Here is a 13,678-nt window from a genome sequence, read left to right as displayed (position 1 = left end):
TTAGTTTTCTAGCTTTTTAATTTCTACTTTTGCTCTATCTTTTAATTGAGGAACACCCGCAATTGCTACTGTATCCCCATTTTCAATACCTCTTAGTATTTCAACCCTATTTGCAGTTCTCGAACCTAATTCTACTTCTTTTAAATGAGCCATTCCATTTTCAATAACATATGCGGTATGTCCATCTGCTTTTGGCATAATTGAAGTCGTTGGAATTAAAATAGAATTTTCTCTATTTTCAAGACTTAGGTTAATTCTAATAAATTGACCTGGTATTAAAGTGTTATCAGGATTTTCAGTTTCAGCCCTAACAGTTAAGGTTCTTGTTACAGGATCAATTTGTGGCTCAATGGCATAAACTGTGGCTTCTCTATCTTTATTCTCGGCCTCTGAATTAAAAGTAATTTTACTTCCTTCTTTTACCAATCCGCTGTATCTACTAGGAACAGAGAACTCAATTTTAATAGGGTTTACATTATATAATGAAGCGATTTGTGAGCTAGGTGTAATATAGCTTCCCTCACTAACATAACGCAAACCGATATATCCGGAAAAAGGAGCTCTAATTCTAGATTTATCAATTTGAGCCTGCAATGCTTCTATTTCTGCTTCAGTAGTTTTTAAATTAGTAAAGGCGATGTCATATTCTTCCTTACTAATCGCTTCCTTTTCCAGCAATTGCTTTTGCCTTTTCTCAGTTTCTGCATTTAGGCGTGCTGTATATTTTAATCTTTGAAGATCAGCTTCAAGGTCAGCTACATTCGTTTGAACGAGTAACTTACCTTTTTTTACATATTGACCTTCTTTGAAATATATATGGTCTATTTTACCAGATATTTCACTTGCTAGTTGCACAGATTCATTGGCTAATAATGATCCTGTTAAGACAATGTCATTTTTGAAAGTTTCATACTGAACCACTTTAGCATCTATCGTTATTTTAGTGCTAGCAACAACAGGCTCTGATGAAACTTGTTGCTTTTCTTCAGAGGAAAAAATATCTGGAAATACTAAGAATATGATAACGGCAACTATTGCGATAAAGGCAATAATTCGTATTGCAATTTTGTTCATAGTGAATAATTAAAAAAGTAAGCTAATTAATGTGCAAACATACAAACAGATAGAACTATGCTAAAGATGAAAAGTTGCCTATTTTGAAAGCTTTCACTTTAACGGCAGGAAATAGTGATGATTGGAAGGTAGGAATCTCTAACTATGGAGATAGAGATTCCTAATGCTAAGAATAATAAGGCTTTATTCTTTTATAAGTTTTTGAATAAAGTATTGATCATCTATAGATAAGATAATGAAGTACATACCCCCTTTGAGATGGTCGATAGAAATAGTATTTCTACTTGCATTAATATTATTTAATTCTTGCAGTTTGCTACCATTCGATGAGTATATCGTTGCGCTAATAGTGCTTGCAAATTGTAATTTTTCTGTTTTAATAAAGATTTGATCTTTAGCGGGATTTGGATATATCAATCCATCTATTGTTTTAAAATCAATATTAGCTAATGTTTGGCCTGTAGAATCTTCGACTGGCTGTAAATCATCGATGGTTCTTGGTGAGATTTGATAGTCATTACCAAACTGACCTACAAAGCCTGTTACATCATACAATCCAGTAGGAATATCTTCTCCAACTATTGGGTGATTACCAGAACCAATTCTAAAAATCAATTCATTGACACCGTCTGTAATTGTAAAATTACCGCTAGCACCGCCTCCAAGAAAGATTCCAGTCTCTACAAATTCAACATTTCTAACAGTGATCAACTGCGATTCATATTCTTCACCTACATTTGCAAGACTAATAACTTTTGGTTCAGGGAGGTTTACACCTTGTTTTAATATTGTGATGGTAATTGGTGATTCGGAAATTTGTAAAAGGTTATTAAACTCACTTAAACCACCAGTCACAGATACACTATCGCCCTGTTGAAGATTTTCAGATTCATTATCCGTATCAAAACTTCTCACTACAAGTCCTGCAGTACCGTCATAAATCACTCTGTTGTTGCTGCTATTGTTACCTGCATCAATTACTACTCCTTGAACAGTTACTACTTCACCTAGCGTAAATTGTCTTGCTTCAGCAATGGTCGTTATTTCTATAGCTCCTTCTTTTCCTGAAACTGAAAGCTCTTCCGAATCGCCATCGGTGCTATGTATTACTTCTATATTAACTTCTTGCTCCTCTTGATTAGGTTCAAATCGAAGGAATACGGTGAAAGTTTGCTCGCTACTGTTGTTTGAAGAAAAACCAATGCTATCTGTATAATTCTCTCCATCGGTAGAAACGTAAAAAGGGGCTTCCACTTGCACAGAAACATCAGAAGTTAAATTATATGCATTAATTTCATATTGCTGTTCTAATGAAGAGCCTAGTTCAGCATTACCAAAATCAGCATTAAAATTAAGTGTATTTAAGATTAAATTTGGGCTAGTGGATCCTCCCCAGATTGCATTTACCCATTCCGGATGATCAATGAAGGGATTACGATTGCCTTGATATCCAAATGCGCCTTCATGTCGTGCTCTTTCTTCAGCATCCACTGGGTCTTGCTCATGCCATTTAATTAAGGTGAATAAAACGCCAAGGGCAGGTTCATTCGAAAAACTAATTCTATCAACTAATTCTAGGTCAAGAGATTCACTTTCATATCGAGTAGCCATGTAGAAAAGAATTCTTGCTACATCTCCTTTAATTTCATCTCTAGGATCCCAAAAGTCGTTAGTGGTATATGTATCAGGAGCTTCGCCTTCTGCATTTTCTGGAATATTTTCTACATCATTAAAGTCCTTATTGCTTTTTGAGCTGTTAACCGTTGCATCTGATGGCCTCAGGTTGTGTACATCTGTGTAAGCGGTATCTTGAGTGCTAAAACCATGAGAAGAAGGCCAAGTATGCTCTCTGTTCCAAAAATCAGGTTCATTGTTTGAGGCAAAGTTGGATTTCGGGATGGAGGCATTCTTGTAAAAGAGTATAATGTTATCTGGGTTATTAGGGTCTTCATCAAGATCTCTGAGGATAACATCTCTAAACTCACTATAAGTTTTCACCTCATGCCCCCGAAGTATTTGATGCAGCTTTATTTTTAACTCATTACCACTTAATCCCTCTGTTCCATCATAATAGCCATCAGGCTGTGCTATCACAATTGTGCTCAAAATGGATAAAATTGTTAGGAGTAGTATTTTTTTCATATAGAATAGAATTTTCATTTTGAAATTAATAGAGACTTTCCTGATTATTATTATTTGTATAAAAATCAAGAGTTCAAAGTTAATTGGTTCTGTTAAAACAATCTAAAAAACTGACTGGTCTGTGTGTTTTATTTTTATAATTCTATAAAAATGTGGGTTCTTTATATTTATTGTAATGAGTATAAAAAAACCCGAGGTAGCAATACCTCGGGTTTTCGTTTTTTATTTAACTCTTGAAAAATGAGTTATTCTTCCCCTACTTCAACATTATCGATCGTTACTCTGGTTGCACCTGCACCAGAGATATATCTGAAAGCAAATCGATAAGCATCATTATGGAATTCAGAAGGAATTCCTACTGCCTGGTCAGAAAATACGTTATTTTCGCTTGCTGGTGGTGGAAAGTTAAATTCTAATTGAGTCCAAGCACTAGCGTCAAATGCACCGTCAGCGGCATAATCATCTTCAGCTATAACCCATATTTCAGGACTTGGTCCGTCAAATCTACTTGCATACTTAAATTTCAATGTATTAAGTACCACATCATTTGACTCTTGTACTGGTGAAATAATCCAAGAATCTACTTCTTGTGGACCACCAGAGAATCCGTTTGCTTGGATACCTTGGCCATCAAAACCAAAAGAAGTACAACCCCAACCAGAACCACCTGCTAATACTACATTCTCTACTCTCCAGTCAGCTAATACTGCACTACATGCATCGAAGTCGCCACCAAAGTCAGCCGAAAAATCAATATTGAATCGGATAGGAAGTAATACTCTGGAAATGACATGAACAGTTCCATTACCTTCGCTATTTGACCTTAATATTTCTAAATCTGGATTAGCATTTATTACCAAACCACCATCACGTGCTACTGGAACGTTAATACCAGATAAAGTAGCGATAGATCTGAAAGATCCAGTCTCGATCTGATTTAGGCTTAGATTAGCTAAAGCAATATGCGTTTCCAGTATTTCTACTAAGTTAACAGCATCATCAGCTAATAAATCCTCCACGCTATCATAACCTAATTGGGAAGCCAATATTGCAAAAGCATTGTTTGTAGGTGCAAAAACAGTTCTTTGCTCTTGCGTTTTGTTGCTCGTTAGAGCACCAACCAAGCCATTTTCATCAGCTAAGCTTATGAATGAACTCAATTCGCCAGAGGCATTTTCTTCGTTTATTACTGTTAAAAGAAGTGGATCGTCTGTAATCCCAACATCTGATGAATCATCATAATTTTCGTCTATACAAGAAGTTGAAAAAATCAACATTCCTGCGAACACGAATGATGCATATTTTAATATATTTTTCATTTTACTATTTTTTAAATTTTTGTCTCAATTAAAAGATGTATTTAACACCAAACTGTGCACTCCAAGTTTGACCAAGATCAAAGTTTGGAATGGTTACATCCGTTGGATAAGTTGACTCTCCTTGAATAGTATTGATGGTAAATTGAGCATTTCCATTAGCATCAGTACCTTCAAAGTTCATTAAGTTTCTTTGTACAGTTTGTCTGCTTACACCCCATGAGTCATTCATCATGTTCAATACATTTAAAATATCAGCTCTGAATTCTAATCTATGCTCAGATGGATCCTTAGTTAAGTTGATGGTTTGAACAACTGATAAGTCAAGTCTGTGTAACCATGGTAAAACTGCACCATTTCTTTCCGAAACCGTACCTCTATTTTCGCTTAAATATGGATCATTCTCAATATAGTTATTCAAAATGTTCCATTGCTGCTCAGCAGTTTGCACAATTGATCCACCAGCTATTCTGTCGATAAGCTGTGCATCTTCTAAACTTTCTGGGATATACATTAATGAAGATCCACCACCTTCACCAGTAATGTTACCACTGTAAGTATAAGAGTATCTTCCTTGTTCACCAGCTGAATAGTATAAGTTGAATGAAGTGTTGTTAGATTCATTTAGACCTTTTGTGTTGAAGGCAATTAAACCTACTACTCTATTTGGTTGATCATTTCTTGAGAATCCTTCTTCCGGATTGTTTCTTCCTTGCTGAACGTCAGCTGGCCATAAGGAAGCTGCTTGAGAACCGCCACCAAGTCCAAAGTCTCTACTTTGACTTCTTGTATAATTAAAGCTGGTAAAAATACCTTTACCCCAATCCTTTTGAACTCCTAGAGTTAAAGCAGCATAAGTCCTGTCGTCAATATTAGTTAAATAATATAACTCATTGATTTCGCCACCTAGTGCTACTTGATCGTAAGTTGGATATGCATTACCGCCAATATTTACTGACTCACCAGTAGGAACACTTGAAAGGTTAGCACTGAATGGAGTGTTGTAATCTTTAGAGAAGATACCTTCAACAGTGAATACAAATCCATTATAAACATAATCTGCCGCTAAGTTGCTTCTCCAAGTTTGAGGAAGTTGAAAGTTAGGGTCAGTTATTGATAACGAGCTAGAAACAGTAGGTTCCTGTACTGATGGATCTGGTCTGTAATAGTTAATATCCGCTTGGAAACCTTCCCATGTTGGGTTTCCATCTTGTCCCCAATCATCTTCCAATAGACCAATGAAACCTCTTGTTACACCATTACCATTAATTTGGTTAGATAAGTGAACAAATATTGGACGACCTGTGAAAATACCTGTCCCACCACGTACTTGTAAGGTTTTGTCACCAAATGTATCCCAGTTAAAACCTAAACGAGGAGAGAAAACAGGGTTAATTGAAGGGAAATTATCCACACGAGGTTCAATAAATTCACCTGGATTTCTAGGGTTTTCTACACTTATCCCTAATGCTTCTACTCTAGGGTTTCTAGGAGCATCAATTGGGTAGAAAGGTAATTCAACACGTAAACCTGCTGTTACTTTTAAGTCGTTAGTTGCTTGATATTCGTCTTGTACATAAATACCAACTTGTCCAAATTGAGTTCTATCTGTTGGTAAAACATTTGGATTTTCTGCATCATATGTAAATCCAATTGCAAAACCTGCTGGACGAACGCTTGGGTCTCTATCAATTACTGCAGCTACGAAATCATCATAAGAATTCCATCTGTACCATGAATCCCAAGTTGGGTTAAAGGCATTATCGAATGTCATGTATTCGAAGTTCACACCCGCAGTGAAAGTATGATCACCCATGAAATAATTAAAATTATTTGTGATATTAAAGGTTTTGTTATCCAATAAGTTACCTCTAGTGAAAAGTTCAGTTCCTAATGAGGCGAAATATAATGGAGTAGAACCGTCATATTCTAATATTTCAGACATTGGGAAATTTTGATCTCCAGGAATAAATCTTTGGGATATGGCGCTGGTATATCCAATATTCAATTTATTGGCCATATTGTTACCAATGTTTGAAGTCCACTCTCCAACAATAGATTGAACGTCTTCTTCACTTCCGTAATTACCGTTTCTGAAGGTAAGCGCTTCATTACCAAATCTACTTGTATTTCTAAATCTTTCACTAGCAGGAAGTCCACGAATACTGTTTCCGTTGATTCCAACATCTCTTCTTTGTTGGAAATTGTTGTAACGCACCATGATTTTGTTGCTCTGATTCAAGTTGTAATCTAATCGAAAGTTCAACCTTGTAGCTACATCTTCAAATGGATAGTTTTCGTAAGCACCTGTTTCATATCCATAAATTTCTTGCATTTGCTCTTGCACAAACTCAGCTTGATCAGCCGTCATTCTTGCAATACCTAATTCTAAGTCAGGCAATAATCCTTGCTCAGGTCTTGCCGCTCTTCTAGTATCACCAGGGATAGCATTATCCTCAAATTCAAATGAACCAAAAAAGAACAATTTATCTTTAATGATCGGTAAACCTAAAGTTACACCGTGAATTTGTGTACTTGATTCAGAAAAAGGTACGTCCTGACCACCATTTAAAGTAGTTCCTTGAGTATTCTGATTTCTGAAAAGTGTATAAGCCGTTGCTTGTATAGAGTTAGTACCTGACTTAGTTACAGCATTAACACTTGCTCCTGTAAAACCACTTTGAGTTACATCATAAGGAGCGATGTTTACTTGTACTTCTTCAATTGCGTCAATTGAAATAGGATTTCCTCCTGCAAACTGAGAGCTTCCTAAGCCAAAGTTGTTGTTGTATAAGTTACCATCAATGGTGTAATTGTTATATCGGTTATCAGCACCACCAAAACTAGTCCCATTTGATTGAGGATTCAATCTTGTGAAGTCATTTATACTACGGTTAATGGTCGGCATTGAAGCGATTCTTTCATTTGATAAGTTGGTAGAAGCTCCTGTTCTATCACCATCAATTACTTGACCTCTTTGTGCTTCAACAAGTATTTCACTTAATTCTTCAACACTAGTTGTCATAGCAATATTGAGGTTCAATGTTTGACCTAAGTCAAGATCGATATTCTGAAGCTCATATTCTTGAAAGCCAATAAATGAAACTTTAAGTGTGTATGGTCCACCCACTCTCATGTTTAGCATTCTAAATCTACCACTGACATTTGACACGGCTCCATAGGTAGTACCTGAAGGAGTGTGTATTGCTTGGACAGTAGCGCCAGGTAATTCCTCTCCTTTGTCATCTTTAATCACACCAGTTATTGCTGATGTAGTTACCCCTTGTGCAAAGGCTGAACCTACTGCTAAAGCAAGCAGCAATGTCACTACACATAAACTCTGTAAAATTTTCTTCATTTTGTAATTTGTTTTTTGAATTTACTGCAAAATTAAATGACTAATCACTTAAGCGTCTGTGTTCTAAGTTAATTATTGATTATGTATGCATACTATTTTGTTAACATTAAGTTAACATTGGTATTTTACTATGAAATTCTGGTTTAAAAACAGGAATATCACCGTTCAAAACATTGTACTTACTAGATAGGAATTAGATTGTTAACTTCCACTTTAATAAAAATTTTATGAGAAAGATCTACCTATTATTTATTTTAGTTTTCAGTTCTAGCCTCACTGTGGCTCAAAAGGATTTATCCTATTTTCTACCCGATAGTTTAGAGTATGATTCTTCAATTCCAACACCCGAAAGTGTGATTGGGCATCAGGTAGGAGAATGGCATGTTACTCATGATAAGTTGGTATATTATATGAAGGCTTTGGCTGCAGCTTCTAATAGAATTACCATTATTGAAAGTGGTAAAACTTATGAGGATAGGCCTCAATTGCTTTTAACGATTACACATCCTGAAAATCATAAAAACATTGATCAAATAAAGCGTGATCATAAAAATCTAACTAATCCTGAATTATCCAATGGTTTAGATGTGAATGAAATGCCATCAGTTGTGATGATGGGTTTTTCTATTCATGGCAATGAACCGAGTGGTAGTAATGCTTCTATGCTTACGGCTTATTATTTGGCTGCTGCCCAAGGTTCTGATATTGAAGATAAGTTAAAAAATGTAGTAGTACTTTTAGATCCATCATTTAATCCAGATGGTTTAAATAGATTTGCTACTTGGGCTAATATACATAAAAGTGAAAATTTGGTTACTGATCCTAATGATAGAGAATTTAACGAAGTTTGGCCTGGAGGCAGAACCAATCATTATTGGTTTGATATGAATAGAGATTGGTTGCCAACCCAATTGGTTGAATCTCGGAATAGAATTGCTCAATTCCATGCATGGAAGCCGAATATTTTAACAGATCACCATGAAATGGGAACCAATAGTACATTCTTTTTCCAGCCAGGAATTCCAGAACGTACTCATCCGATTACACCTCAAAAAAACCAAGATTTAACTGCTCAAATTGGCGAATATCATGCTGAATTTTTGGATCGAATAGGTTCACTTTACTACAGTAAGGAGAGTTTTGATGACTTTTATTATGGGAAAGGATCTACTTTTCCGGATGTACAAGGGGCAGTTGGGATTTTATTTGAGCAAGCGAGCTCTCGAGGTCATGCACAAGAAAGTGTAAATGGAGTTCTTGAATTTCCTTTTACAATAAAAAATCAATTCACGGCATCATTAAGTACATTTCAAGCTGCTTATGAAATGAGAACTGAATTGTTAACATTCCAAAAGGATTTTTATAAAAATTCAAAGCAGATGGCATCGCAGGCAAGTGAAAAAGCATGGGTGGTATCTGATCTAGATCAATCTAAGCTTTTCCGTTTTGCAGAAATGCTTGATAGACAAGAAATTGAAGTTTATAAATTAGCAAAAAATACAGCAGGCTTTGATTCTGATAACAGCTTTATTATTCCTACTAATCAAAATCAAAGCAGATTAATCAAAGCAATTTTCGATGTGAGAACTAGCTTTAAAGACAGCTTATTCTATGATGTTTCTGCTTTTAATATGGGGATGGCCTTTAATCTAGATTATAAAAGCTTAGATAATAAAGGGTTCAATAGTAGCCTTTTAGGGGAAAGGTTCACAGCTGATCAAAAACCAAATTCCAATATAATAGGAGGAAAAAGTGAATATGCTTATTTAATGGAATGGCATGATTTCTATGCTCCAAAGGCTTTAAATAAGATTCATAAAGCTGGATTAAGAACGAAGGTCAGCACTGAAGAAATAGTATTATCTAATGGAGAAACTTTAGCCATCGGTACTATTTTAATTCCTGTTAAGCAGCAGAATCAATCCGCAATCCAGATTTATCAAATCATAGAAGAAGCTATAACAGAAACTGGTGTTAAAGTGCATGCGCTTAATAGTGGGAATACAAGTGGAGTTAATTTAGGAAGCCCCTCTTTTGAACCCTTAACAAAAACAAGTATAGCAATGGTTATTGGTGAAGGGATAAGTCCTTATGATGCTGGAGAAATATGGTTTTTAATGGATCAGCATTATGAAATGCCGATTACTAAAATTGATGTTAATGATTTCAGAAGAGCGGATTTAAGCAGATATAATGTTTTAATTATGCCAGATGGTAGATATGGGAGTATGGGTAGTCAAATGCCAAAGATACAGTCTTGGTTACAAACAGGCGGCACATTAATAGCCTATCAATCTGCAGCAAAATGGCTTTCAGATCAAAAATTAACTAAAGTTAAATTCAAAAAAAATAAGGCTGATACAATTGGATATGAAGCTTATGAGGATTTAGGCAACAACAGAGGAGCTCAAGTGATTGGTGGTGCTATTTTTGAAGTGGAATTAGATTTAAGTCATCCGATTGCTTATGGATTGAAAAAGGAAAAGATGCCTATTTTTAGAAATACAACATTGTTTATGGAGAAATCTAAAAATCAGTATGCTAACCCGCTTAGATACACCCAATCGCCATTGTTGAATGGTTATATTTCTGAAGAAAATGTTGAGAAATTAAAAGGAACTTCAGCTGTAAGCGTAAGTAGAGTAGGAGCTGGAAAGGTGATTTCTTTTACAGATAATACAAACTTTAGAGCTTTTTGGTATGGTACTAACCGATTATTTATGAACGCAGTTTTCTTCGGCCAAACCATTAGCGGAAGTTCTGCGGAATAGAATTTACATTTAGTTGAATGTTATATAAAGGATGGTCTATAAGCCATCCTTTTTTATTTATTAATATTTATAAAATTTAATTTTCAACACTGCTGCTGAAATAATCTGTAAGTTCATTTAATGTACTTTCAGTTACTTCCATATCCTTAATAATAATTCCCTTGTCTAAAATGACAATACGATCACAAATCTCAGTAACATGATTAAGATCATGACTGGAAATCACAAAGGTGACTGATTTTTCTTTTTGAAATTGTTGAATGATCTTTTTCAATCTAATCTGACTCGTAGGATCTAGATTTTCGAATGGCTCATCAAGTATAACTAATTTAGGATCTCCAAGAAGTGCAGCTGCTATCCCTAATTTCTTTTTATTACCCTTAGAAAGATTTCTGATGTACTTTTTCTTACCAAAAATTTCATCATTAAATAAGGGTTCAAATAGTTTCAAATGCATGCTAACATCTCCCGCACTCACCCCTCTTATTTTAGCTAAAAATTGGAAATACTCTTCAGGAGTTAAATAGTGGATTAAAAATTTCTCATCAATGAATGACCCTGTTATGTTTTTCCAGTCTTCTTGATCTTTTACCGATTGATTATCAATTTGAATTTCTCCTTCACTAGCACGGATAAGGTCGAGCATCAAACGTAAAAGTGTTGTTTTACCTGCCCCATTATTTCCTACTAAGCCAAATGATTGTCCTTCAGGAATATTTATTTCCGGTACATTTAAAACCGTTTGTTTATGGTAGCTTTTTTTAAGGTTATGTATCTGTATCACTTCTATATTGTTAAATCGTGGATGAGTTTATATTTATCTTTCTTTAATTTATTAGCTATCGCATTAAAAAATGGTTTTCTCAACACAATGCCAATGAGTCCTGTAACGGCAATAGCTAAAACACCTATCTGACCATTCCAGATATATGAAAATGGGGCGTAAACTATCATTGGTCCTAAAATAAGAGGAATTCCCACTACAAATTGAGCGGCCCCTACTCCCTGATAATTCATCATAGAGCTCTTATCTAATTCTATAGGCTTTGGACCCCATAAGCTCATGCGCATAATAAGCATACTATTTATTCCTACATTATACAGTGCAGTTGCAGCCATTATCAGCATAATTTCATATCCATAATAAAAATAGGGTAGCGATAAGATACTAGTAATAATTACTGAGTAAACTAGTAATCTGTATCGGGACTCCACCCACAGCTTATATGGATTGATCTGAGTCAGGAAAAAGTCCATCTGGTTAGTATTCCAGCTCCAAAGAAACTGCCCGTACTGAATAATGAATATTCCTGTAAAGAAAATGCTTACAAAAATCGCCATGAATTCTGATTGTGTTTCTTTTCCCATACTGAAAATGAGAAGTGGGTAGAATAAAAAAATACCAGCCATCATCACGCTTGATCTACTCCTTTTATGACGAAGGATTAATTTAAGTTCCTGACCTATCAAAGTGTTAAGCAAACCTTTGCTTTCCCAATTTCTTAATTTTCCAGTAAATTTTTCACCAGACATCATTTTGGCATCGAATAAATCTTCCAAATAAAGATTTTCTAAGAAGAATTTATAGCTTGTATAAATTACGAATAGTAGTATTAGAATTGGGACGATCAATAAAATGGGATTGTTGGTTATTGCAGATGCCCACTGCCCCAAAGGGATTAAATCAAAGTTTAGATAATTATTTCCAATGTAATTAATGGCAATAAGTGAAAGTAATACAGTCCAAAATAGATTAGAGTTCTCTAATTTCTTTTTAATTAATATATTAAAAAAATGAAGGATTAAAGAGGTAGATAAGGTGAAAAGTAGCCAAACTAAGCCTTTGGAAAGTCCGATAGAAGGAATTACTGTGCTGACTGTCAAACCAATAAAAATCGAGGGAGCCAGGAGATTATACGGACTTAAAATCGATCTGAAAACAAGAAATTTTGAAACTAGATTTTTCGAAATAGGTAAGTGAAGGTAGGGCTCTATATCTAGAGCTGGTACATTTTGCATCAGATAACGAAGTCCGAGCTCACTAATAAAATAATAAAGTAAAAATTGATTAATTAATATTGTGGGCTCGGTATCGATACCAAAGCCATCAAGCAGTTCATTAAAATTTGAGCTCACAAATATCAGGTTCATTAATAGAAATAATCCCAATAGGATCAAGAAGATCTTAATACCTAAATCTTTTTCGAAAGCAGGAGATCTTCTAAAGTTTAGCCACTGATGCTTTAAAATCCATTTCATAAATTGTAGTTGATAGTTCTTACAATTTTGAAATTTAAATCAATAAAGATGAATAGGCAATAATATTATTTATTTTTCATCTTACTAAGAGAATTCTCATACTGCAAAATCCAGTCATCTACAGAAATTTTTTTCGCTAACTCTTCAATTAGATCAAATGGAATATTTTTTAGGTTTTTAAAGCGAATACAACTTTTTCCCATATCTAATTTAGTAGTAATTCGCTCCGAATATTCTTTTTTAAACCATTCCATTAATTCAGGGCTAGTATAAATACCACTATGATAGAGGGCTATAAAATTTTTTTGTGAGGCTATGTTTATAAAGGGTAAAGGAAGTTCAGGATTTACATGGTAACCATTTGGATATATATCATGAGGAACTACAAAGCCTATCATTCCATATGATATTTCTTCTTTGAATCCTTCAGGGAGGTTTTCCTTAATTATATCCCTTAACTTTTCAACAAATGGTCTCCTGTCTTTAGGAATAGCATTTAAATATTCCTCAACAGTTTTTACATCATAATTCATTAGGTATAGATTTTTATTGAATATAAGCGTTTCAAAATTTTTTGAATCAATTCTCTCAATAAATCTGTGGCAGTTACCAAAATAAACTTTACATCTTTATGAGAAAATTATCAATTACTATTCTATTACTATAGATGTTGATTGTGACGATTTTTGTAAAGATAATGGCTATGAAAGAGAGGCATTTCTGTTTCTAATTCAGGTGGGGATTCCTTTAATAAGTAT

At 34.6% G+C, this 13,678-nt stretch carries 8 protein-coding genes; 1 reads left to right on the top strand and 7 read right to left on the bottom strand.

The window, feature by feature from the left end; genetic code table 11:
* The 4 genes from QYS48_RS04930 to QYS48_RS04915 all read right to left on the bottom strand — a co-directional run bounded on the left by QYS48_RS04930 (window position 1) and on the right by QYS48_RS04915 (window position 7,890).
* Window positions 1-1,074, bottom strand: a complete 1,074-nt coding sequence (locus QYS48_RS04930; RefSeq protein WP_308357771.1) for an efflux RND transporter periplasmic adaptor subunit — start codon at window positions 1,072-1,074, stop codon at window positions 1-3.
* Between the two features lie 183 nt (window positions 1,075-1,257).
* On the bottom strand, window positions 1,258-3,216 hold the full coding sequence (locus QYS48_RS04925; protein ID WP_308357770.1) for an endonuclease: 1,959 nt from the start codon (window positions 3,214-3,216) through the stop codon (window positions 1,258-1,260).
* Between the two features lie 245 nt (window positions 3,217-3,461).
* A complete protein-coding gene (locus QYS48_RS04920; protein ID WP_308357769.1) occupies window positions 3,462-4,535 on the bottom strand; it encodes a fasciclin domain-containing protein in 1,074 nt (357 codons plus the stop codon).
* Window positions 4,536-4,563: 28 nt separating this feature from the next.
* The gene (locus tag QYS48_RS04915; protein ID WP_308357768.1) at window positions 4,564-7,890 is read right to left on the bottom strand and encodes a carboxypeptidase regulatory-like domain-containing protein; all 3,327 of its coding nucleotides are present in this window, start codon (window positions 7,888-7,890) and stop codon (window positions 4,564-4,566) included.
* A gap of 227 nt (window positions 7,891-8,117) precedes the next feature.
* Between QYS48_RS04915 and QYS48_RS04910 the strand changes: the two genes are divergently transcribed.
* Window positions 8,118-10,661, top strand: a complete 2,544-nt coding sequence (locus QYS48_RS04910; RefSeq protein WP_308357767.1) for a M14 family metallopeptidase — start codon at window positions 8,118-8,120, stop codon at window positions 10,659-10,661.
* 76 nt (window positions 10,662-10,737) lie between these two features.
* On the opposite strand, the gene QYS48_RS04905 is transcribed toward QYS48_RS04910, so the two are convergent.
* The 3 genes from QYS48_RS04905 to QYS48_RS04895 all read right to left on the bottom strand — a co-directional run bounded on the left by QYS48_RS04905 (window position 10,738) and on the right by QYS48_RS04895 (window position 13,453).
* Entirely contained in the window at window positions 10,738-11,445 is a 708-nt protein-coding gene (locus QYS48_RS04905; protein WP_308357766.1) for an ABC transporter ATP-binding protein, read from the bottom strand.
* Window positions 11,446-11,447: 2 nt separating this feature from the next.
* On the bottom strand, window positions 11,448-12,920 hold the full coding sequence (locus QYS48_RS04900; protein WP_308357765.1) for a DUF5687 family protein: 1,473 nt from the start codon (window positions 12,918-12,920) through the stop codon (window positions 11,448-11,450).
* 65 nt (window positions 12,921-12,985) lie between these two features.
* Complete coding sequence (locus QYS48_RS04895) at window positions 12,986-13,453, bottom strand: DUF1801 domain-containing protein (protein WP_308357764.1); 468 nt, start codon at window positions 13,451-13,453, stop codon at window positions 12,986-12,988.
* Window positions 13,454-13,678: the final 225 nt, after the last annotated feature.

It is taken from the genome of Marivirga arenosa (assembly GCF_030503895.2).
GTDB lineage: Bacteria > Bacteroidota > Bacteroidia > Cytophagales > Cyclobacteriaceae > Marivirga > Marivirga arenosa.
The sequence above is the reverse complement of the archived record's forward strand: the minus strand, read 5'-3'. Positions and strand labels throughout refer to the sequence as shown.